This is a genomic window from Plantibacter sp. Leaf1, from assembly GCF_001421315.1.
Lineage (GTDB): Bacteria > Actinomycetota > Actinomycetes > Actinomycetales > Microbacteriaceae > Plantibacter.
Window position 1 is genome coordinate 223,177 of sequence record NZ_LMJX01000003.1, and the last position, 22,677, is coordinate 245,853.

Here is a 22,677-nt window from a genome sequence, read left to right on the forward strand (position 1 = left end):
CGCCGACGGTGACCGCGCTGCACGAGCTGCTGGTGCAGGCGGCGGCGCGTCTGCAGGCGTCAGGGGTTCACGACGAGGCGCTCGCGGAGGTCTACACGCCGCGCGGGATCCCACTGGTCAAGCGGGCGCCCGCGCTCCGGCCCATCGGCCGGGCGTGGCGCCTCGGCGTGGTGCTCGTGTCCGTCGACGGCCGTCTCTTCACCGCTGCGGAGTCCACGCGCGCCGTCGAGCCGAAGTGGTTCAACCACCGATCCTCCGAGGTCGAGCACCGGCGGATCGCCCAGCAGGCGGCGCACCGTGGCCCGTTCGCCGAGGGGGATGTCGTGAACTTCGAGGTCGTCGAACTGGCGCTGGACGAGGCGTCGCTCCGGGCGGGCTCCGGCCCGCTCTCCATCGTCGACGACACGGTCATGCTCCGCTGGGCCGGTCACGACCTCGGTCTCACGCCGCTCGACGCCTACCTCGACGACCGGGTCTCGCTCCTCATCGGGGAGTGAGGCGTCAGACGGCCGGGCCGAACCACTCGGTGTAGAGCCGCCAGAAGTTGCGGTTGCCGTAGGCGCTGCAGGCGTCGCCCGTGCCGGACACGTTGGCGAGCGCCGCGGCGTTCGGCTGGTACGGGGTGTAGAGGTACAGGTTCGCCGTGGCCTGGTTGCGGATGTCCACCTGGGTGCCCCCGCACGCGGCGTCAGGGCTGTACTGGATGTACACCGACCCGAGGTGGTACGCGCGCTGGTATGACTCGCCCGGCACGTTCAGCGGGTAGAGCGTGTACTGCCGGAACTGCCACGCGGACCGGTAGACCTGGTTCTGGAAGCCGAAGTAGTCGGCGTCGCAACTGGCGCTGAAGTTCGGCCCGGTGTCGGGGCAGCCCCAGCCCATCGCCCGGGCGTAGCCGTACTCGCTCGGTCCGGTGATGAGCGACTGCTCCTTCTGCATGAGGACGAGCAGCACCTTCGGGTTGATCCCGCACGCGTGCGCGACCTTGGTGACGATCCGGGCGGCCGATTCGTTGACAGCGCCCCGGTAGGCCTCGCAGTGGCCGGGTTCGGCGGCCGGGACCGACTCCGTGCTGTCGCGGAAGTCCGCCAGGCACGGTACGCCGTCCTTCGGCGTGCAGGGCTGGGAGGCGAAGAACGCCTGGACGTCCGCCTCGCTCATCGCGTTGGCGTCGTAGAAGTTCTCGTCGCTGATGATCTCGCCGGGATCGAAATCCGTGCCGCGGACCGTGGGCGGTGCCGGCGCTGCAGGGGCCGGGGTCGAAGGCTTGGCCGTCGGCTTGGGCGTCGCCGGGGTGCTGCCGGTCGGCTTCGGCGTCGGGGTGGGCGTCGCCGTGGCCGCCGCCTGATCGCGCGTGGCCGCTGCGGCGCTCGAGCCGGGGACTCCGCCGAACAGGAGCGCGGAGACGCCTACCGCCGCGACCAACGCCGTCACGATCGATCGACGCGCCGATCGACGCCGCACGAGCGAAGGGATCGACGGAGCACGCATGATCACCAGCCTAATCGGGGCGGGTGACGCGGAGGGCTTGCGAGCGTCGACACACGCCGGATAGCCTGGTCGCACTGTGAAGAACTGAGCGAATCGACGTCCCGCGCCTGCGGCCCGAGCATCACGTCCGTGATGTGTCCGGCGGGAATCCATCGAGGTACGCCAGTCGCTTCACGTCCCGCCGTCTGTTCGAGCCCTGCGCTCGCTGCCGACGCTTCGGACGACGATCGCGCGAGGTGTGCCCCATCTCGAAAGGGGCCTCCATGCGAGCACCCATCACCCACGCATCATCCGTCGTCTCCGGTTCGGCCCAGACGTTCGGTCGTTCCATCGACATCCAGCAGCTGCGCGCGGACGGTGTCACCCGCGCCTACGGTGACCGTGTCGTCCTGCGCGACGTCGACCTCGTCGTCCCGGCAGGCGAGCGCCTCGGCCTCATCGGCGAGAACGGCGCAGGCAAGTCGACCCTGTTGCGGATCCTCGCCGGGCTCGACGAGCCGGACGACGGCGAGGCCGTCCGACCGGTGCGCACCGGCATCCTCATGCAGGAGTTGGAACTGTCGGAGGAGACCTCCGTCGGCGAGCTGCTCGAGCTGGCGCTGCGCGACGTCAGGGCGGTCGAGGAGGAGCTCGAGACCTCTGCAGCGGCGCTCGGCGGGACCGGGGCGTCCGCCGACGCTGCCGATCGCCGGTACGCCGCCGCGCTCGACGCGGCGGAACGAGCCGACGTGTGGTCGGCGGACGCCCGGTTGGACGCGGTCGTCGCCGGCCTCGGACTCGCTGGAATCGAGCGGTCGCGGCGCCTCGGCGAGGTGAGCGGCGGGCAGCGTTCCCGCTTCGCCCTCGCCGCGCTCCTGGTCGCGAGACCGACCGCCCTGCTGCTCGACGAGCCGACCAACCACCTGGACGACGAGGCGGTCGCCTTCCTCCGCGGCCAACTGTCGACCTGGCCCGGTCCCGTGCTGTTCGCCAGCCACGACCGTGCCTTCCTCGACGAGGTGGCGACGGGGCTCGTCGACATCGATCCGTCCCGGCCGGTCCCGGTCGGCGAGGCCTCGCCCGTCGTGGTGTTCGGCGGTCCCTTCAGCGAGTACCTGGGGTGGAAGGCGGCGGAACTCGAACGGTGGGCGGCGCGCTATACGGAGGAACAGGCGGAGCTCGGTCGACTCGCGTCTGCCGTGCACGACACGGCGCCGCGGATCAACCACGACCGAGGCATCCGGGACAACAACCGGATGGCGTTCGGTATGCGCGGCGACCGGGTCGAACAACAGATCAGTCGGCGGGTGCGGAACGCGCAGCTCCGGCTCGAGACCCTGGAGCGCGAACAGGTACGACGTCCGCCTCGCCCGCTCTCGTTCGCGGGGATCCCGAGCGGTTCGACGGTGCTCGACGAGGGTGAGCAGCTACTCGACCTCGCCGACGCCCGCATCGACGGCCGGCTGCACCTCGACCGTCTGCGGATCGCGCCCCGGACGCGGTTGCTCGTCACGGGGGCGAACGGTTCAGGGAAGTCGACGCTCCTGTCGGCGCTCGCCGGCTCGCTCCGCCTCGACTCGGGGACGCTCCTCCGGCGGAGGGGGTTGCGGGTGGGGCTGCTCGAGCAGGACGTCGTGTTCGCTGCAGCAGGACGATCCCCTCGGGAGGTCTACGAGCGCACCCTCGGGGAGTCGCGAGCCGCGCGCACCCCGCTCGCGGGTCTCGGCCTGCTCTCGCCGCGCGACCTCGACCGTCCGGTCGGGGTGCTCTCGGTCGGGCAGCAACGCCGACTCGCGCTGGCGCTCATCATCGCCAGACCGCCGCACCTCTTCCTCCTGGACGAGCCGACGAACCACCTGTCGCTCACGCTGGCGACCGACCTCGAGGAGGCGCTCGGGACGTACCCCGGCGCGGTCGTCATCGCGAGCCACGACCGGTGGTTGCGTCGGAGGTGGGACGGCGAGACGCTCGCGCTCCACCGCCGGTGAGCGCGAATGCGGTCGGTTCCGAGCCGCGCACCGAAACGCCCTCGGTGCCCGGCTCGGAACCGCGAGCACCCGCAGCGCAAGCCGAGCTGACAGGTGGTTCGGCCTGCTCACCTGCGCAGCGGAGACCGGCCACGGTGCGCGTCTGCGCAGCCCCGTGTTTCCGGCGGATGACGCCGACACCACCGTTCTGTAACGCTTCGGTCGCGAAGCCGGGATCGTCCATCCGGGCGTCGTCACATTGGGTAACGTAACCCCATACGCCCCGTGACCCGCGGGGCTGCATCTTGGAGGCTACCTTGGCAATCACAACTCGGAAGGCCGCTGCGGGCGCAATCGCCGGCGTCGGTCTCATGGCACTGCTCGCCGGCTGCGCATCGGCTCCCAGCACCGGTGGCGGCGACGCGACGGGTGCCGCATCCGACTTCCTTCCCTGCATGGTCTCCGACGCCGGTGGCTTCACCGACAAGTCGTTCAACCAGCTCGGCTACGAGGGTCTGACCGAGGCGGCGAAGGAGCTCGGCGTCGAGCCCATCACCGTCCAGTCCGACAAGGCCGACGACTACAAGCCGAACCTCCAGAGCCTCGCGGACCAGGGCTGCTCGCTCATCGTCAGCGTCGGCTTCGCCCTCTCCGCCGACACGGTCGAGGCGGCGCTCGCCAACCCCGACGTCGACTACGCGATCATCGACGACGCGGCCGACAACGACTTCGACGGTAAGGTCGACGCTCCGAACATCAAGCCGATCCTCTTCGACACCGTGCAGGCGGCGTTCCTCGCCGGCTACGCGGCGGCCGACTACTCGAAGACCGGCGTCGTCGGCACCTTCGGTGGACAGCCCTTCCCGTCCGTCCAGATCTTCATGGACGGCTTCGCCGAGGGCGTCGCGTACTACAACGAGCAGAAGGGCAAGAGCGTCCAGGTCGTCGGATGGGACGTCGCCGCTCAGACCGGCTCGTTCACCGGTGGCTTCGAGGCCAACGACACCGCCAAGCAGCTCGCCCGCACGCTGATCGACCAGAACGCTGACGTGCTCCTGCCCGTCGGTGGCCCGATCTTCCTCAGCGCCATCGCCGAGATCCAGGAGACCGGCAAGGACATCGCGATGGTCGGTGTCGACGCCGACCTCTACGAGACGAACGCCGAGAACAAGGGCCTCTTCCTCACCTCCATCCTCAAGGGCATGAAGGCCGGCGTCGCCGACACCGTGACCGAGGCCGGCGGCGGCAAGTTCGACGCGGCAGCCTACATCGGCACCCTCGAGAACGAGGGCGTCGGCATCGCGCCGTTCCACGACTTCGAGTCCAAGGTCTCCCCGACCCTGGCCGACGAGCTCGACACGATCAAGGCCGGCATCATCGACGGTTCCATCAAGGCGACCTCGGTCTCCTCGCCCGTCAAGTAGTCCCTCTTCCCCGGGCAGACGCCCGGAACTCCGGGGGGAGGTCGCGAATCGCGGCCTCCCCCCGGTCTGTTCGCGGCATGGTCGACGGCGATCCCGACCGTCTGTGCCGACACCCGACACGTGACTAGATTGGGACCCATGAAGCTCCAGCTCCGCGGCATCACCAAACGGTTCGGCGCCCTCACCGCCAACGACCACATCGACCTCACCGTCGAACCGGGGGAGATCCACTGCCTCCTCGGTGAGAACGGCGCAGGCAAGTCCACCCTCATGAACGTCCTGTACGGCCTCTACCAGGCCGACGAGGGCGAGATCCTCCTGGACGACGTCGTCCAGCACTTCCAAGGCCCGGGCGACGCCATGGCCGCAGGCATCGGCATGGTCCACCAGCACTTCATGCTCATCCCCGTCTTCACCGTCGCCGAGAACGTGATGCTCGGCCACGAGCAGACCAAGGGCGGTGGTCGCCTCGACGTCGCAGCGGCCCGCAAGCTCGTGACCGACATCTCCGAGCGGTTCGGCTTCAGCCTCGACCCGGACGCCCTCGTCGGCGACCTCCCCGTCGGCGTGCAGCAGCGGGTGGAGATCGTCAAGGCGCTCTCCCGCAACGCCAACGTCCTCGTCTTCGACGAGCCCACCGCGGTGCTCACGCCGCAGGAGACCGACGAGCTCATGGCGATCATGAAGCAGCTGAAGAGCGAGGGGACGTCGATCGTCTTCATCACCCACAAGCTGCGCGAGGTCCGCGAGGTCGCCGACCGCATCACCGTCATCCGTCTCGGGAAGGTCGTCGGTGAGGCCTCGCCCACGGCGACGAACGCCGAGCTCGCTTCGCTCATGGTCGGCCGTCCGGTCGAGCTCACCGTCCACAAGGAGGCGCCGAAGCTCGGCGAGGCCACGTTCCGCGTGCAAGACCTCTCGGTCGTCGACCACCTGGGTCAGCTCGTCGTGAACGCCGTCAGTTTCGACGTGCACGAGGGTGAGGTGCTCGCCATCGCCGGCGTGCAGGGCAACGGTCAGACCGAGCTCACCGAGGCGATCCTCGGTCTGCAGCCCCACACGAAGGGCAGCATCAAGCTCGACGGCGTCGAACTCGTCGGTTCCACCCCGCGGAAGGTGCTCGACGCCGGCGTCGGGTTCGTGCCGGAGGACCGCTCGGAGGACGGGCTCGTCAAGCAGTTCACGATCGCCGAGAACCTCATGCTCGACCGCTCGACGGGTGCGCCCTTCGTGAAGGCCGGCACCGTGCAGCGCGGCTTCCGCGACGACTTCGCCCGCGAGAAGTCGCAGGAGTTCGACGTCCGCTCCCAGGGCATCGAGTCGCCCGCCGGCTCGCTGTCGGGCGGCAACCAGCAGAAGGTCGTGCTGGCGCGCGAACTCAGCCGTGACCTGCGGCTCTTCGTCGCCGCCCAGCCCACCCGCGGCATCGACGTCGGGTCGATCGAGTTCGTGCACAAGCGCATCGTCGCGACGCGCGACGCGGGCATCCCCGTCATCGTCGTGTCGACCGAGCTCGACGAGGTCGTCGCGCTCGCCGACCGCATCGCCGTCATGTACCGCGGCGGCATCGTCGGGATCGTCCCGGCCTCGACCCCCAGAGAGGTCCTCGGCCTCATGATGGCCGGCGAACTCCCGGCAGGAGCAGCAGCATGAGCGACACGTCCCACACCCCGCCCGGAACGGTCCAGCCGGTGGCTCCCGGCGAGGCGAAGCCCGACACGACGCAGCCGCGCTCGAACAAGGTGCTGGCCGAGATCCTCAACTCGAGCATCGTCATCTCCATCCTCGCGGTGGTGCTGGCGATGGTCGCCGGTGCCGTCCTCATCGCCCTGACCGACCCGAAGGTCCACGCGGCCGCCGGGTACTTCCTCGCCCGTCCGGGCGACACGATCGCCGCGGTCTGGCAGTCGGCGACCGGCGCCTACGGAGCCCTCTTCCAGGGGTCCATCTACAACTTCCGCCGGCCCGACTTCCTGAACGGCATCCGTCCGCTGACCGAGACCCTCACCTTCGCGACGCCGCTGATCCTCGCGGGTCTCGGTGTCGGGCTCGCGTTCCGCGTCGGGATGTTCAACATCGGCGGCCGCGGACAGATGCTCATCGCCGCCGCCTGCGCCGGCTGGGTCGGGTTCACCCTCGACCTCCCGCCGGTCGTGCACCTGCTCGTCGCCGTCGCAGCCGGCATCGTCGGCGGTGCGTTCTGGGGTGGCATCGTCGGTGTCCTGAAGGCCAGGACGGGCGCGCACGAGGTGATCATCACGATCATGCTCAACTACGTCGCGTTCTACCTGATCACGTTCATGCTCTCCACCCAGGGGCTCCTGCAGGCTCCCGGATCGAACGTGCCGAAGAGCGCGGGGATGGCGGAGAACGCCGTCCTGCCGAAGCTCCTGGGCGACCGCTACAACCTCCACGCCGGATTCCTCATCGCGATCATCGCGGTCGTGTTCGTGTGGTGGCTCTTCAGCCGGTCCTCCATCGGGTTCCGCTTCCGGGCGGTGGGGGAGAACCCGAACGCCGCGCGCGTCGCCGGGATCGACGTCAAGAACACCTACGTGTACGCCATGCTCCTCTCCGGTGGGCTCATCGGCCTCGCCGGGGTCTCGCAGGTGCTCGGGACGGTGACCTCCGGCTTCGACAACGGGATCGACGCGGGCATCGGCTTCGACGCGATCACGGTCGCCCTCCTCGGTCGGAGTCGGCCGGGCGGCATCCTCATCGCCGGCATCCTGTTCGGCGCACTGAAGGCCGGCGGGTACTCCATGCAGGCGACGCAGGGCGTCAACGTGCCGATCGACATCGTCCTGGTCCTCCAGGCCCTCATCGTGCTGTTCATCGCGGCCCCGCCGCTCGTCCGCGCGATCTTCTTCCTGCCGAAGCCGGACGGATCGGCGCGCCGCACGCGTCGCGCCACCAAGAAGGAGGTGTCCGCATGAGTGCGTTCACGCTCGACAAGCAGCAGCCCCAGCCCGCTCCCGACGCCCCGATCGTCCTCGAGACGGTCGTGGTCCGGAGCTGGAAGGCTCCGATCGCCTTCGGGATCTTCACCGTCATCGCGTTCCTGCTCTTCGTCATCTGGCACCGGGACGGCAACAGCACCTTCCGCCTCTCCAGCGAGGGTGACGTCATCCAGCTGCCGACGGTGGTGCTGCCGTCCACCGTCACGGGCATCGTCGTCACGATCCTCCTCGCGGCGATCACGGCGCTGAGCGCCTACCTCGTCACGACCGGCAAGCGCATCCCGCTCTGGCTCATCACCGTGTTCGGGGTGCTCTTCATGGTCGGGTTCCTGTCCTGGGCCGCCGCGGGCAAGGCCATCCCGATCACGGGGCTGCTGCTCGGCACGGTCGCGCTGAGCGTCCCGCTCATCTTCGGAGCGCTCGGCGGCGTCATCTCCGAGCGCGTCGGCGTCGTCAACATCGCGATCGAAGGGCAGCTCCTCGCCGGAGCGTTCTCGTCCGCCTTCGTGGCGTCGGTGACGGGCAACGCGGTGCTCGGTCTGGTCGCGGCGATGATCGCCGGCATGCTCGTGAGCTTCCTGCTCGCGGCGTTCTCGATCAAGTACCTCGTCGACCAGGTCATCGTGGGTGTCGTCCTGAACGTCCTCGTCGTGGGGCTCACGAGCTTCCTGTACGCACAGGTGCTCACGAAGAACGAGGCGCTCTTCAACAGCCCGCCGAAGTTCCCGCGCATCAACATCCCGATCCTCAGCGAGATCCCGCTCATCGGGCCGGTGCTGTTCCGGCAGACGATCATCATCTACCTGATGTACATCGCCGTCGCCGTGGTCTTCTACTGCCTCTTCTCCACCCGCTGGGGTCTCCGCCTCCGCGCGGTCGGTGAGCACCCGCAGGCGGCCGACACCGTCGGCATCAACGTGAACCGGACACGCTTCTGGAACGTGGCCCTCGCCGGCGCGATCGTCGGTCTCGGCGGCGCGTACTTCACGCTCGGCTCGGTCGGTGCGTTCAACAAGGAGATGACGGCCGGTGCGGGCTACATCGCGCTCGCGGCGGTCATCTTCGGGCGATGGGACCCGCTGAAGGCGACGCTCGCGGCGCTGCTGTTCGGCTTCACGCAGAACCTGCAGTTCGCGTTGAGCGCCATCGGTTCGCCGGTGCCGAGCGCGTTCATGCTGATGCTGCCGTACGTCGTGACGATCTTCGCGGTGGCGGGCCTCGTCGGCGTCTCCCGGGGTCCGGCCGCGGCCGGCAAACCCTACGTGAAGGGATGACCGTGAGCGACACATCGACCGGTCCCGAGATCGACTGGGAGGCCCTCCACGGCGCCGCCCGCGAGGCGATGGGCCACGCCTACGTGCCCTACAGTCGCTTCCCGGTGGGCGCGGCGGCACTCGTCGACGACGGCCGGATCATCTCCGGCTGCAACGTCGAGAACGCCAGCTACGGGCTGACGCTGTGCGCCGAGTGCGCCCTCGTGTCCGCACTGCACATGACGGGCGGCGGACGCCTCGTCGCCTTCGCCTGCGTCGACGGCAAGGGCGAGCGCCTCATGCCGTGCGGACGCTGCCGCCAGTTGCTGTACGAGCACTCGACGGCGGGCATGCTGCTCGACACCGTCTCCGGCATCCGTACCATCGACGAGGTCCTCCCGGACGCCTTCGGACCTCGCCAACTCGAGGAGTACCACGCATGAGTCCCGTAGAAGCCTTCGACGTCGTCGACCTCATCCGCACGAAGCGCGACCGGGGTGAGCTGACGACGCCGCAGATCGACTGGTTGATCGACGCGTTCACCCGCGGCTACGTCGCCGACGAGCAGATGTCGGCGCTCGCGATGGCGATCCTCCTGAACGGGATGGAACGCCGCGAGATCCGCGACCTCACGATGGCGATGATCGCGAGCGGCGAGCGCATGAGCTTCGCCGAGCTCGACAAGCCGACCTCGGACAAGCACTCGACGGGCGGCGTCGGCGACAAGATCACCCTGCCGCTCGCGCCGCTGGTCGCCGTGTTCGGCGTCGCGGTGCCACAGTTGTCCGGTCGCGGCCTCGGGCACACCGGCGGAACGCTCGATAAGCTCGAGAGCATCCCCGGCTGGCGCGCGGCCCTCACCAACGACGAGATGATGCGGCAGCTGACCGAGGTCGGCGCGGTCATCTGCGCCGCCGGCTCCGGGCTCGCACCGGCCGACAAGCGCCTGTACGCGCTCCGCGACACCACCGGCACCGTCGAGGCCATCCCGCTCATCGCCTCGAGCATCATGTCCAAGAAGATCGCCGAAGGCACGGGGGCCCTCGTCCTCGACGTGAAGTTCGGCTCGGGTGCGTTCATGCAGGAGTACGAGCGTGCTGAGGAACTGGCGCGCACGATGGTGGCGCTCGGCACGGACGCGGGCGTCGCGACGACCGCGCTCCTGACGGACATGAACGTCCCGCTCGGTCTCGCGATCGGCAACGCCAACGAGGTCCGGGAGTCCGTCGAGGTGCTCGCCGGTGGGGGCCCGGCCGACGTCGTGGAACTGACCGTCGCACTCGCGCGGGAGATGCTGACCCTCGCCGGACAGCCGGACGCCGACGTCGAGGGTGCGCTGGCGGACGGCCGGGCGATGGACGTGTGGAAGCGGATGATCCGCGCGCAGGACGGCGACCCGGATGCACCACTGCCGGTCGCCAAGGAGACCCACGTCGTCACCGCCTCCCGCGACGGCGTCCTGGCGACGCAGGAGGCCCTGCCCTTCGGCATCGCCGCCTGGCGTCTCGGCGCCGGTCGGGCACGCCAGCAGGATCCGGTCGTCCACGCTGCGGGCATCGACCTGCACGCCAAGCCAGGTGACGAGGTCCGAGCCGGACAGCCGCTGTTCACCCTGAGCGCGGACGACGGCGCCCGGTTCCCGCGGGCGCTCGAGGCGCTCGAGGGCGCGTATTCGATCGCCGACTCGGCGGCACCGCGCGGGCCCATCGTCCGGGCGCGCATCGAGGCCTGACCCGTCCTCCGGTCCGCTCCGTCAGCCCGTTCCCGCTCCTCGCGGGTGGCGGGTCGGAGCGGGCCGGCGGACGCCATGTCGCCGGACGCGCGTGCGCGGTACAGTGAACCCCGTGACCTCTGCAGATGAATCCCCCCTCTCCGGCGTCGACGTCAGCGCGCTGCCCAAGATCTCGCTCCACGACCACCTCGACGGCGGCGTGCGCCCCGCGACCATCATCGAACTCGCGGAGGCGGTGGGCGTCGACGTCCCCGTGTCCGACGCGGACGGCCTCGCCGACTGGTTCTACACCCAGTGCAACGCCGGCTCGCTCGTCGAGTACCTGAAGACCTTCGACCTCACCACCGCGGTCATGCAGACCGAGGAGGGGCTCGTCCGCGTCGCGCGCGAGTTCGTCCAGGACCTCGCGGCCGACGGCGTCATCTACGGCGAGGTGCGGTGGGCCCCCGAGCAGCACCTCACCCGCGGGCTGAGCCTCGACGCGGTCGTGGAGGCCGTCCAGGAGGGCATCGAGCTCGGCATCAAGGACGCCGCCCACACGGGTGCGGACATCCAGATCGGGCAGCTCATCACGGCCATGCGCCACGCCGACCGCGCCCTCGAGATCGCGGAACTCGCCGTCCGGCATCGCGAACGCGGGGTGGCGGGCTTCGACATCGCCGGCGCCGAGGCCGGGTTCCCGGCCAGCAAGCACCGGCTGGCCTTCGACTACCTCGCCCGTGAGCTGTTCCCGGTCACCGTGCACGCCGGCGAGGCGGACGGCGTCGAGTCGATCCGCAGCGCCCTGCTCGACGGCCGTGCGCTCCGCCTCGGTCACGGCGTCCGCATCGCGGAGGACATCTTCATCGAGCGCGACGACGCCGAGTCCTTGTACGCCACGCTCGGCCCGGTCGCGGAGTGGGTCCGCGACCGCCGGATCCCGCTCGAGCTGAGCCCGCAGTCGAACCTCCAGACCGGCGCGATCGCGGCCTGGGGCGACGACCTCGAGGACCACCCGTTCGACCTGCTCTACCAGCTCGACTTCGCCGTCACGGTGAACGTCGACAACCGGACGATGAGCGACACGAGCCTCACCAAGGAGCTCACGCTGCTCACGGAGGTGTTCGACTACGACCTCACGGACCTCGAGACCTTCCAGCTGAACGCGGCCGCCGCCTCGTTCCAGCCGTTGGAGGTCCGCGAGGCCCTGGCGGACCGCATCTCGGAGGCGTTCGACGAATTCCTCGACGACGACGAGGACTGATCCTCGGCGCGTGTGCCACTCGGACGACCACTCGAGCGGCACACGCGCGGCGGGCTTCCAGCCTCGGAGCGATACGCTTGTCCCGACCCGCACGGGTCGACCGATCCTCTGATTGAAGCGATGCCACTCCCAGATCTCTCCGAAGCAACAATCGCCCTCCGCGTCGATGCGGCGGACTGGCGAGAGGCGATCCGCGCGGCCGGTGCACTGCTCACGCAGACCGGCGCGACGGACGCGGCGTACACGCAGCGCATGATCGACGTGGTGGAGGAGTTCGGCGCCTACGTCGTCATCGCCCCCGGCCTCGCACTCGCCCACGCGCGCCCCGGGGCCGACGTCCACCAGGACTCCCTCGTCGTCGCGACGCTCGCGGAGCCGGTCCGGTTCGGGCACCCGCACAACGACCCGGTCTCGGTGGTCCTCGGCCTCGCGGTCACCACGGCGGAGTCGCACGTCGGCTGGGTGGCGGAGATCGCCAACGTCTTCAACGACCCGACGGCGATCCCACGGCTGGCGGCCGCCGCCGACGCGGACGAGGTGCGGGCCGTGTTCCGTGCCGAGCTGCTCGGCCACGGAGGTCCCGCGTGAAGATCGTCGCGATCTGTGGTTCCGGAGTGGGGTCGTCCGCGATCCTCAAACTCAACGCCGAACGTGCCCTGGAGCGACTCGACCTCGAGGCCGACGTGATCGCCGGCGACATCGAGAGCCTGTCGACGACGGCTGCCGACGCCCAGGTCATCCTGACGTCCCCCGAACTCGTCGAGCGCATCGGCAAGACCTTCGCCGACATCGTCGTGATCGACAACTACTTCGACCTCGCCGAACTCACCGAGAAGCTCGAGCGCGCCCTCGGCTGAGGGCACGCCGAACGGCTCGGCGGCCGGACCGTTCGTCGGCGGACCGCGTCCGGTCCTCTGATCCGGCCGACGGGCTAGGCGACGAGCTCGGTCAGTTCGCTGCGCAGCGCGACCAGGCGTGCCGCGACCGTCGCCGCCCGTTCGCCCGCATCGCCCTCGCTCGACTGCACGTCGACGTACACCTTGAGCTTCGGTTCCGTCCCGCTCGGGCGGATCATCACCCGGGTCCCGTCGTCGAGCCACAGCCGGAGGACGTCGCTCGGCGGGAGGCCTTCGAAGCCGTCGACGAGATCGTCGATCCGCGTCACCGCCGCCCCGGCGATCCGGGTGGGCGGAAGCTCTCGGAGCGCCGCCATGACCTCGCCGATGCGGCTGAGCTCCGCGTAGCGGATGGAGATCTGATCGCTGCCGAAGGAGCCGAAGGTCGCCGCGAACCGGTCGAGCAGACCGGCGACGCTCTCGCCCGCCTGCGCAGCCGACGTCGCGAGTCCGAGGAACGCCACTGCGGCGGAGATGCCGTCCTTGTCGCGCACCGTCTCGGGGTTCACGAGGTATCCGAGCGCCTCCTCGAATCCGAAGCGCATGCCGGGGGTGCGGGAGATCCACTTGAACCCGGTGAGCGTCTCGCGGAACGCGAGACCGTGGGCCTCGGCGACCGTCCGCAACGCGGGGGAGGAGACGATCGAGCAGGCGAGGGTCCCCTCCGGTGCCGCATCGCCGTCGAGTTCCGCACTCGCGAGCTGCGCCGCGCGCCACCCGAGGAGCAGGCCGACCTCGTTGCCGGTGAGTCGTCGGTAGCCGGAGGCCTCCGTGGCGTCCGGGATGGCGATCGCCAGGCGGTCGGCATCGGGGTCGTTGGCGATGATGAGGTCGGCACCGGTCGCTCGCGCCGTCGCGAACGACAGGTCGAGGGCGCCGGGCTCCTCAGGGTTCGGGAAGCTCACGGTGCGGAACGTCGGGTCCGGCTCGATCTGCTCGGTGACGAGTTCCGGTGCCGGATACCCTGCGGTCTCGAGGACGCGACCGGTGGTCTCCCAGCCGACGCCGTGCATCGCCGTGTAGACGACACGGAGCTGGTCGCCGGCCGGAGCCGGGGCCACACCGGCTGTCGCCGCGACGTAGGCGTCGACGACGTCCTCGCCCGCGACCTCGAACGCGTCGCCGCGTGGCAAGTCCTGGACGGACGCCGTGGTGGCGATGTGCTCGATGTGTGCGGCGATGGCCGCGTCGGCGGGGGAGACGATCTGCGAGCCCTGGTGCTCGCCGCCGAGGTACACCTTGTAGCCGTTGTCGGCCGGCGGGTTGTGGCTCGCCGTGACCATGACCCCGGCCGAGGCGTCGAAGAACCGGACGGCGAAGGCGAGGACCGGGGTCGGCAGCAGCCGGGGGAGCAGGATGGCGCGGACGCCGGCGCCCGTCATGAGCTCGGCGGTGTCCTGAGCGAAGACCGCGGAGTTCTTCCGGCCGTCGTACCCGATGACGATGCTCGGGGTGACCCCGTCACCGGCCTGCTCGAGGAGGTAGGCGGCGAGGCCCGCCGCCGCCTGGGAGACGAGCACGCGGTTCATGCGGTTGGAACCGGCTTCGATGCGGCCGCGCAGCCCGGCCGTGCCGAACTGCAGGCGGCTGTCGAAGCGGTCGTGCAGTTCTGCCACCGCGACCTCGTCGGCGACCCTGGCGCGCTCGACGAGTCCGGCCAGTTCGGCCCTCGTCTCGTCGTCGGGGTCCTGTGCGAGCCAGGCCTCCGCGGTCGCGAGCAGCGTCGAGGCGCTCACAGGGCGGCGACGATCTGCGCGAGGAGCCTGCTGATCACCGGCTCGGCCGTCTGGCCGGCCTCGATGACCTCGGCGTGGCTGAGCGGCGTCTTCTGGATGCCGGCGGCCAGGTTGGTGATGAGGGACATGCCGAGCACCTCCATCCCGGCCTGACGGGCGGCGATGGCTTCCAGCGCCGTCGACATGCCGACGATGTGGCCGCCGATCGCCTTCGCCATCTGCACCTCGGCGGGGGTCTCGTAGTGCGGCCCACGGAACTGCGTGTAGACGCCCTCGTCGAGCTCCGGTGCGACCGAGTGTGCGAGGTCGCGCAGGCGCTTCGCGTACAGGTCGGTGAGGTCGATGAAGGTCGCGCCCTCGAGCGGCGAGTCCGCGGTGAGGTTGATGTGGTCGCTGATGAGGACCGGCGTCCCGGGGGTCCAGTGGTCCTTGATGCCGCCGGCGCCGTTGGTGAGGATCATGATGCCGGCACCCGCGGCCGCTGCCGTCCGGACGCTGTGCACCACGCGGCGCACGCCGTGGTTCTCGTAGTAGTGGGTCCGGGCGCCGATCACGAGGGCGCGCTTGCCGCTCGGCAGCAGGACCGAGCGCAGGGTGCCGACGTGGCCCTCGAGCGCGGGCTTCGAGAAGCCGACGATCTCGGAGGCCGGGATCGTCGCCGTCGTCTCACCGATGAGGTCGGCGGCCTTGCCCCAACCGCTGCCGAGCGTGAGCGCGATGTCGTGGCGCTCCACGCCGGTCTTCTCGGCGATCTGACCCGCGGCTTCTCGGGCGATCTCGAAGGGATCGACATCGGACAGATCGAGCGGGTTCGCAGCAGTTTCGGACATCCTCTCACTCTAGACAGGGGCGGGGCCGGACCCCAACCGTGCGGACCCCGCTCATCCGTGCAACGCGGTCGTCGCCGGAGCGCGGAACGGGTTTGGTCCCGCCCCTGGTCACGCGCGAGAATGGTCGCATGGCCTACGAGTTCGAACGCAAGCAGCGAGTGGCGATCATCGGAGGCGGACCCGGCGGGTACGAGGCGGCGCTCGCGGGTGCTCAGCTCGGCGCCGACGTCACCCTGGTGGAACGGACGGGCGTCGGCGGCGCGGCGGTCATCACCGACGTCGTCCCGTCCAAGAGCCTCATCGCCACGGCCGACGCGGTCGGTGCCATCGGCGAGGCGGCGGATCTCGGCGTGCAGTTCTTCGTCCGCTCGGAGACCACCGGCAAGCCCAGTCGTCCCGAGGTCGCCGTCAACCTCGCCGCGGTCAACAAGCGTCTGCTCGGGCTCGCGCGCCAACAGTCCGAGGACATGCGGGCCGGGCTCATCCGGGCGGGCGTCCGGATCGTGAACGGCCAGGGACGCCTCGACGGGCCGAACGAGGTCATCGTCTCGACCGACCGCTCCACCGGCACCGACTTCGACCGCATCGAGGCCGACACCGTCGTCATCTCCGTGGGTGCGAGTCCGCGGCAACTACCGTCGGCGTTGCCCGACGGCGAGCGCATCCTCACCTGGACGCAGCTGTACAACCTCACCTCGGTCCCCGAGCACCTCATCGTCGTCGGCTCCGGGGTCACGGGGGCCGAGTTCGCCTCGGCGTACACCGCACTCGGTTCGAAGGTCACGCTCATCTCCAGCCGCGACCAGGTCCTTCCGGGCGAGGACGCGGACGCCGCAGCGGTCATCGAGAACGTCTTCAAGCGCAACGGCATGACGGTGCTGTCGAAGTCCAGGGCCGACTCGGTCACCCGGACCGAGCACGGCGTCGTCGCGACCCTCTCCGACGGCCGGACCGTCGAGGGCTCGCACTGCCTCATGGCGGTCGGTTCGGTCCCGAACACCGCCGGCATCGGGCTCGAGGAGGCCGGTGTCCAGCTGACCGACTCCGGCCACATCCGCGTCAACCGGGTGGCACGGACGAGCGTCCCCAACATCTACGCCGCGGGTGACTGCACGACGTTCCTGCCGCTCGCCTCCGTCGCGTCCATGCAGGGACGCACCTCGATGCTGCACGCGATGGGTGACGCCGTGAACCCGACCGAGATCCGCAACGTGGCCGCGAACATCTTCACGCAGCCGGAGATCGCGACCGTCGGGTGGACCCAGAAGCAGATCGAGGACGGCATCGCGCAGGGCGAGATCTACAAGCTGCCGCTGGCGCAGAACCCGCGCGCGAAGATGATGGGCATCAAGGACGGCTTCGTCAAGCTGTTCGCCCGCACCGGGAGCGGCACGGTGATCGGTGGGGTCATCGTCGCGCCGAAGGCCAGTGAGCTCATCTTCCCGCTGGCGTTGGCCGTCGAGCAGCGGTTGAACGTCGACCAGGTCGCGCGGGCGTTCACGGTGTACCCCTCGCTCACCGGGTCGATCACCGACGCCGCGCGGGCCATGCACATCGTGGAGTAGCCAGGCCGGTCGCGCTCTCCGGCTCAGGCCGGGCGGTTGGCGAGCACGATCCTGGCCACGGCGACGCGCGAGCGCACCGACCACGCGGTGAACACCGCGCTGAGGTGCTTCTCCACGGTCTTGCGGGAGATCCCGAGGGTCGCGGCGATCTCGTCGTTCGACAGTCCGTCTGCGACGAGCTCCGTGAGGTCCCGTTGCCGCGGCGTCAGTGGCACCGTCGGGACGGGGACGGCGCTCAGCGGAAGGGTCGCCGGCAGTCTCGACGGGAGCTGGCGCCGGGACACGATCCCGAACGCCGCGAGCACCCGCGTCACGTGGGCGTCGACGGTCCGGGAGGAGAGCTGCAGGACCGACGCGATCTGCGCCGTCGAGTTGCCCTCGGCGGAGAGCAGGGCGACCTCGCGCTCGCGGGGTGACAGGCCGTCCCAGCCGGATCCCGCGATCGGCGCGAGACGTCTTCCGATGGCCTTCAACTCGCGGGCGGCCGATCGGGTGGCCGCGGTGTGTCCGCCACGGTCGGCCTGCTCGGCGAGGGCGGACAGCTCGCGCACCGCCTGGGTGCGGTCGGACATCGCGATGAGCGCGCGGGTGGCGAGGATCTCCCCGATCCCCGCCTCGAGCATGCGACCGTCCGCGAGCGCCCGCGTAGCCGCCGTCCGGGCGAGGGCGAGGGCACTGCCCGGATCGCCTCGCAGCAGTTCCAGCTTGCACTGCATGCGCAGGATCGCCGGGCCGGGCACCCGTCGGTCGACGTCGTCGGCGATGAAGCCGATGAGACGTTCCAGCTCGACGACGTCACCGTCGACGAACGCGCTGGCGACGAGCAGTTCGATCGCGAGGGCCCGGTCCTGGACGGACAGCCCGCTGAAGTCGTTCCCGGACGCGCTCCGAGCCAGGGCGGCGGCACCGTGGTCGTCGGCGAGGGCGGCCAGCCCGTACCCGACGAGGAGGTAGCAGGTCGTCTGGAAGGCGCCCGTCGGCTCGGGGATGGCCTGGCGGACGCGCCGAGCGAGGGTCCGGGCCGCACCCTGCTCGGCCCGGTTCCCCGCGACGAGACACTGGACGGCCTCCGCGTAGAGCGTCGTCGGCTCGCTGGAGGCCCGTTCGAACATGACGAGTGCCGCCGCCTCGGCCTCGGCGACGCGGCCCTCGTTGAGGAGCAGCCGAGCGACGACGCCGTCGACGAGCGTGCGGAAGAGTCGGGTGGGCGTTGCGGCGATCTCCTCGCTGAACGCGTCGGCGAACCGGCGCGCCACGTGGATCAGCACGTTGACGACGGCGCCTTCGACGAGCAGGTAGCCGACGAGCCAGGCGATGGACGGCTCCAGGTCGCCACCGGCCTCGACGAGGGACATGGCCTCCTCGAAGCACCCCTCGAGGATCGAGTCCGGTGACCGGTCGGACCCGAGCGCGAGCCCGGCCGCGCCGAGCGCGAGGAGTCTGGTCGTCCGGTCGGTACCCGAGGACGCGGCGACGGCCGCCGCCGCGTCGTGCTGGCAGCCGAGGAAGTCCGCGGCCGTGAAGCGCGCGTAGGAGCGGAGCGCGAGGAGTCGAGGGTCGGCACCACCACCCGGCACCGACTCGAGCAGGGCGATCGCTCCGGAGGCGTCGAAGTTCGCCACACGATCCAACGCGTCTTCGAGGAGGTCGGCTGCTGACACCTGCTCAGCGTATCGCCGCCGTGAGCCGGGCGGCGCCGTCGACTGAACGGCGGGTCAGCTGATGGTGAGCAGTTGGTGCCCTGAGGAGACGGTCGTGCCGACCGTCGCGTCGATCGCGCCGACCGTACCGTCCTTGTGCGCGGTGATGGGCTGCTCCATCTTCATCGCCTCGAGGACGACGACGAGGTCGCCCTTCACCACGACGTCGCCCTCGGCGACCGCGAGCTTCACGATCGTCGCCTGCATCGGGGCGGAGACCGCGTCGCCGGTCGCCGCGGAGACGACCGTGGAACCGCCGCGACGGTGCGGGGCCGGGGCGGCGACGGGTGCGCCGACGTTCAGCCCCAGCTGGCCACCCGGGAGACTGACCTCGAGCCGCTTGCCACCGACCTCGACCACCACGGTGGATCGCGTCGCCGGCACCTGCTGGGCGTCGATGGAGCCGTCCCACGGTTCGATGTCGTTGACGAACTCGGTCTCGATCCAGCGCGTGTACACGCCGAAGGTGCCGTCCTCCGCGGTGAACGCCGGGTCGCGGACGATCTTCCGGTGGAAGGGGATCACCGTCGGGAGTCCGGCGACCTCGAACTCGTCGAGGGCGCGGCGGCTGCGCTCGAGCGCCTCCTCGCGGGTACGACCGGTGACGATGATCTTGCCGAGCAGGGAGTCGAAGGCGCCGGAGATCGTGTCGCCGGCGGTGACGCCGGAGTCGAGGCGGACGCCGGGGCCACCGAAGGTCTTGAAGACGTGGATGGGTCCGGGCTGCGGGAGGAAGCCGCGTCCCGGGTCTTCACCGTTGATGCGGAACTCGAAGGAGTGGCCGGTCGGCTTCGGGTCGTCGTAGTCGAGCACGCCGCCCTCGGCGAGACGGAACTGCTCGCGGACGAGGTCGATGCCGGTGACCTCTTCGGAGACCGGGTGCTCGACCTGGAGTCGGGTGTTGACCTCGAGGAAGGAGACGGTGCCGTCCTTGCCGATGAGGAATTCGCAGGTGCCCGCACCGAGGTAGCCGACCTCCTTGAGGATCGCCTTCGATGCCCGGTAGAGCTCGGTGTTCTGCTCCTCGGTGAGGAAGGGGGCCGGTGCCTCCTCGACGAGCTTCTGGTGGCGGCGCTGCAGCGAGCAGTCGCGGGTGGAGACGACGACGACGTTGCCGTGCGCGTCGGCGAGGCACTGGGTCTCGACGTGCCGCGGCTGGTCGAGGTACTTCTCCACGAAGCACTCACCGCGTCCGAACGCGGCGATGGCCTCACGGGTCGCGGACTCGAAGAGCTCGGCGACCTCCTCGCGTTCGCGGGCGACCTTGAGGCCGCGTCCGCCGCCACCGAAGGCCGCCTTGATGGCGACCGGCAGGCCGTGGATGTCGACGAAGTCGAGGACCTCCTCGGCGCCCGAGACCGGGTTGAGGGTGCCGGGTGCGAGCGGGGCACCGACCTTCTCGGCCACGTGGCGGGCGGAGACCTTGTCGCCGAGACGTTCGATGGCCTCCGGCGACGGCCCGATCCAGATGAGGCCGGCGGCCGTGACGGCGCGCGCGAAGTCGGCGTTCTCGGCGAGGAACCCGTAGCCGGGGTGCACGGCGTCGGCGCCGGACCGTCGGGCGATGGAGAGGAGCTTGTCGATGACCAGGTAGGTCTCGGCGCTCGTCGTCCCGTCGAGGGCGTAGGCCTCGTCGGCGAGGCGGGCATGCATGGCGTCGCGATCCTGGTCGGCGTAGACGGCGACGGAGGCGATCCCGCTGTCCTTCGCGGCTCGGATGACGCGGACGGCGATCTCGCCACGGTTGGCGATGAGGACCTTGGTTATACGTGGCACAGTCCACGAGCCTACCGGGCGGGCCGGGTCGGCTTTTGGACCACACGCACAGAAAAGCTGGTGGAACGACGTGCGACTCCTACAAGAGCATGAGCGTCACAGGGCTCCGGCGCGGTTGCGGAGCGCATGCCAGTCGTGCCCGAGGGTGCGGACGAGACGCCGGAGCGTCGGCAGGGACAGGCCGACGACGGTGGACGGATCGCCGTCGATCCGGGTGATGAAGGCTGCACCGAGGCTGTCGATGGTGAACGCGCCGGCGACCTCGAGCGGCTCACCGGAGGCGATGTACGCGTCGATCTCGGCATCGTCGAGGTCGTCGGCGAAGGACACCTCGGCCGAGGCGACCGCACCGACCCCGACCGGCGAGGGGCGCGTGCCGTCGATGAGCCAGTGGCCGGAGTACAGCGTCCCGGTGCGCCCGCGCTGTGCCCGCCACCGCTCGCGTGCCCGCTCGGCCGTGTGCGGCTTCCCGTGGACGACGCCGTCGAGGACGAAGACCGAATCGCCCCCGAGGAGGAGGCCGACCTCGTCGCCGCGATCGACGACCACCCGCAGCGAGGCCTCGGCTTTCGCCCGGGCGAGGAGTGCCACGACCGATTCCGGGCTCAGCGGCGCTCCGGCGGCGTGCGTGGCGTCCGCGACCGCCTGGTCCTCGTCGACCGACGACGGGACGACGACCGGTTCGATGCCGCTCGACCGCAGCAGCGCGAGCCGGGCCGGGGACGTTGAGGCGAGCGTGAGACGCACGGCGGTTCCTTCCGGGAGGACGGTGGACCCCCGCCGGTCACCCGTGTGACATGCTCGACGCATGAGCACGACGACTGGACGCACCGTGGAACTGGACATCACCAACGTAGCCCACGGGGGTGTGTTCGTCGCTCGGCACGAGGGCCGCGTGGTCTTCGTCCCCGACACCCTGCCCGGTGAACGGGTCAGGGCCCGGATCGTCGATGAGAACGAGAAGCGCTTCTGGCGCGCGGAGACCCTGGAGGTCCTCACGCCGTCCGAGCACCGCCGCCCCCACGTGTGGGCCGAGGCCTCCGTCGACCGCGATCCGGGCGAACGGGCCGGCGGTGCCGAGTTCGGCCACATCGATCTGGCCCACCAGCGTGCTCTGAAGCACCAGGTCCTGGCCGAAGGGCTCGAGCGCTTCGCCGGGGTCGCACCGGAGTTCACCGTGTCCGCGGTGGACGGCGAGACGCCCGACGGGACGCGGTGGCGCACGAGGGTCTCGCTGCACGTCGACCAGCACGGCAACATCGGTCCCTACGCCGCGCGGTCCCACCAGGTCGTCCCCGTCGACGACCTGCCCCTCGCGATCGAGGCCGTCGCGGACGCGGCGCGGCTCGAGGAACTGCCGCACGGCACCACGTCGATCGACATCGTCGCCTCCTCGACCGGAGCCGTCCGCGTCCTCACCCGCGCCGACGAGGCCGGAGGCGGCGACCGGCGACGCGGCGGCGGCCGTGGTCGACGCGGCGGCCCGAAGCCGGTCCGTCCGGCGGCCGATCCGATCCGTGAGCTCGTCGGCGACCGCGAGTTCATCGTCGACGCGAACGGGTTCTGGCAGGTCCACCGCCAGGCCGCGACGACCCTGCAGCAGGCGGTCTCCGACGCGATCGACGACGCGCGTTTCGACGCCCGCGCCGCGAACCTCGACCTCTACGGCGGCGTCGGGCTGTTGGCCGCCGGCGTGGCCGACCGCTTCGGCTCCACGACGCGCATCACGACCGTCGAGAGCGACGAGCGCGCCACCGAGTACGCGGGGGAGAACCTGTCCGAGTGGGTCGGCGCGCAGGCGGTCACCGCCAAGGTCGACGCCTTCCTGCGGTCGGAGATCGCCTCGGGCAGCCGCATCGAGCGTTCCCGCTACGCCACCGCGACGGTCGTCCTGGACCCGCCGCGGTCGGGCGCCGGCGCGGAGATCGTCGCGATGCTCGGCGAACTGCGCCCTGCGTCGATCGTCTACGTCGCCTGCGACCCCATCGCGCTCTCACGCGATGTGGCCCTGCTGGCCGAGCAGGGGTACGAACTGGGCCACCTGGCCGCCTACGACCTCTTCCCGAACACCCACCACCTCGAGGCCGTCGCCGGCTTCACCCGCACGGCTTGAACGGCGAGCACC

At 70.4% G+C, this 22,677-nt stretch carries 19 protein-coding genes; 13 read left to right on the forward strand and 6 right to left on the reverse strand.

Going from position 1 to position 22,677, the window contains the following annotated elements; translation table 11 throughout:
* The first annotated feature begins 8 nt into the window (after positions 1–8).
* Complete coding sequence (locus ASE44_RS14950; protein WP_056781616.1) at positions 9–497, forward strand: hypothetical protein; 489 nt, start codon at positions 9–11, stop codon at positions 495–497.
* A 4-nt stretch (positions 498–501) separates the two neighbouring features.
* Here the strand turns inward: ASE44_RS14950 and ASE44_RS14955 are convergent, their stop codons facing one another.
* The gene (locus tag ASE44_RS14955; RefSeq protein ID WP_157580015.1) at positions 502–1,491 is read right to left on the reverse strand and encodes a hypothetical protein; all 990 of its coding nucleotides are present in this window, start codon (positions 1,489–1,491) and stop codon (positions 502–504) included.
* 263 nt (positions 1,492–1,754) lie between these two features.
* On the opposite strand from ASE44_RS14955, the gene ASE44_RS14960 reads away from it, so the two are divergent.
* The 10 genes from ASE44_RS14960 to ASE44_RS15005 all read left to right on the forward strand — a co-directional run bounded on the left by ASE44_RS14960 (position 1,755) and on the right by ASE44_RS15005 (position 12,906).
* On the forward strand, positions 1,755–3,458 hold the full coding sequence (locus tag ASE44_RS14960; protein WP_082456120.1) for an ABC-F family ATP-binding cassette domain-containing protein: 1,704 nt from the start codon (positions 1,755–1,757) through the stop codon (positions 3,456–3,458).
* Positions 3,459–3,754: 296 nt separating this feature from the next.
* Positions 3,755–4,861 (forward strand): BMP family protein, encoded by a 1,107-nt coding sequence (locus tag ASE44_RS14965; protein WP_056012905.1) that lies wholly within the window; start codon positions 3,755–3,757, stop codon positions 4,859–4,861.
* A 138-nt stretch (positions 4,862–4,999) separates the two neighbouring features.
* Positions 5,000–6,514, forward strand: a complete 1,515-nt coding sequence (locus ASE44_RS14970) for an ABC transporter ATP-binding protein (protein WP_056012902.1) — start codon at positions 5,000–5,002, stop codon at positions 6,512–6,514.
* Positions 6,511–7,797 carry an ABC transporter permease gene (locus ASE44_RS14975; protein WP_082456121.1) on the forward strand — a complete coding sequence of 429 codons (1,287 nt, stop codon included), beginning with the start codon at positions 6,511–6,513 and terminating at the stop codon, positions 7,795–7,797. The genes ASE44_RS14970 and ASE44_RS14975 overlap by 4 nt, the downstream gene beginning before the upstream one ends.
* Entirely contained in the window at positions 7,794–9,095 is a 1,302-nt protein-coding gene (locus ASE44_RS14980; protein ID WP_056012898.1) for an ABC transporter permease, read from the forward strand. Before ASE44_RS14975 ends, ASE44_RS14980 begins: the two co-directional genes overlap by 4 nt.
* 2 nt (positions 9,096–9,097) lie before the next feature.
* Complete coding sequence (locus ASE44_RS14985; protein ID WP_056012895.1) at positions 9,098–9,517, forward strand: cytidine deaminase; 420 nt, start codon at positions 9,098–9,100, stop codon at positions 9,515–9,517.
* Positions 9,514–10,806, forward strand: coding sequence for a thymidine phosphorylase (locus ASE44_RS14990; RefSeq protein ID WP_056012892.1), 1,293 nt, complete (start codon positions 9,514–9,516; stop codon positions 10,804–10,806). Before ASE44_RS14985 ends, ASE44_RS14990 begins: the two co-directional genes overlap by 4 nt.
* Before the next feature lie 112 nt (positions 10,807–10,918).
* The gene (locus tag ASE44_RS14995) at positions 10,919–12,049 is read left to right on the forward strand and encodes an adenosine deaminase (RefSeq protein WP_056782009.1); all 1,131 of its coding nucleotides are present in this window, start codon (positions 10,919–10,921) and stop codon (positions 12,047–12,049) included.
* A 120-nt stretch (positions 12,050–12,169) separates the two neighbouring features.
* Positions 12,170–12,637: a PTS sugar transporter subunit IIA gene (locus tag ASE44_RS15000; RefSeq protein ID WP_056781619.1), complete on the forward strand. Its 468-nt coding sequence runs from the start codon at positions 12,170–12,172 to the stop codon at positions 12,635–12,637.
* Entirely contained in the window at positions 12,634–12,906 is a 273-nt protein-coding gene (locus ASE44_RS15005) for a PTS sugar transporter subunit IIB (protein WP_056012886.1), read from the forward strand. The genes ASE44_RS15000 and ASE44_RS15005 overlap by 4 nt, the downstream gene beginning before the upstream one ends.
* A gap of 74 nt (positions 12,907–12,980) precedes the next feature.
* On the opposite strand, the gene ASE44_RS15010 is transcribed toward ASE44_RS15005, so the two are convergent.
* Positions 12,981–14,681 (reverse strand): phospho-sugar mutase, encoded by a 1,701-nt coding sequence (locus ASE44_RS15010; RefSeq protein WP_056012883.1) that lies wholly within the window; start codon positions 14,679–14,681, stop codon positions 12,981–12,983.
* Positions 14,678–15,511: a purine-nucleoside phosphorylase gene (locus ASE44_RS15015; RefSeq protein ID WP_056781620.1), complete on the reverse strand. Its 834-nt coding sequence runs from the start codon at positions 15,509–15,511 to the stop codon at positions 14,678–14,680. The genes ASE44_RS15010 and ASE44_RS15015 overlap by 4 nt, the downstream gene beginning before the upstream one ends.
* 128 nt (positions 15,512–15,639) lie before the next feature.
* Here ASE44_RS15015 and ASE44_RS15020 point away from each other — a divergent pair, with 128 nt between their 5' ends.
* Positions 15,640–17,076: an NAD(P)H-quinone dehydrogenase gene (locus tag ASE44_RS15020; protein WP_056781622.1), complete on the forward strand. Its 1,437-nt coding sequence runs from the start codon at positions 15,640–15,642 to the stop codon at positions 17,074–17,076.
* Positions 17,077–17,099: 23 nt separating this feature from the next.
* Here ASE44_RS15020 and ASE44_RS19005 read toward each other — a convergent pair whose 3' ends face one another.
* The 3 genes from ASE44_RS19005 to ASE44_RS15035 form a co-directional block, all read right to left on the reverse strand.
* Positions 17,100–18,737 (reverse strand): LuxR C-terminal-related transcriptional regulator, encoded by a 1,638-nt coding sequence (locus ASE44_RS19005; RefSeq protein ID WP_056781623.1) that lies wholly within the window; start codon positions 18,735–18,737, stop codon positions 17,100–17,102.
* 54 nt (positions 18,738–18,791) lie between these two features.
* Positions 18,792–20,552: a biotin carboxylase N-terminal domain-containing protein gene (locus ASE44_RS15030; protein ID WP_056012871.1), complete on the reverse strand. Its 1,761-nt coding sequence runs from the start codon at positions 20,550–20,552 to the stop codon at positions 18,792–18,794.
* Between the two features lie 96 nt (positions 20,553–20,648).
* On the reverse strand, positions 20,649–21,299 hold the full coding sequence (locus ASE44_RS15035; RefSeq protein WP_056781624.1) for a nucleoside triphosphate pyrophosphatase: 651 nt from the start codon (positions 21,297–21,299) through the stop codon (positions 20,649–20,651).
* Positions 21,300–21,360: 61 nt separating this feature from the next.
* Here ASE44_RS15035 and ASE44_RS15040 point away from each other — a divergent pair, with 61 nt between their 5' ends.
* The gene (locus ASE44_RS15040; protein WP_056781626.1) at positions 21,361–22,665 is read left to right on the forward strand and encodes a class I SAM-dependent RNA methyltransferase; all 1,305 of its coding nucleotides are present in this window, start codon (positions 21,361–21,363) and stop codon (positions 22,663–22,665) included.
* Positions 22,666–22,677 lie beyond the last annotated feature (12 nt).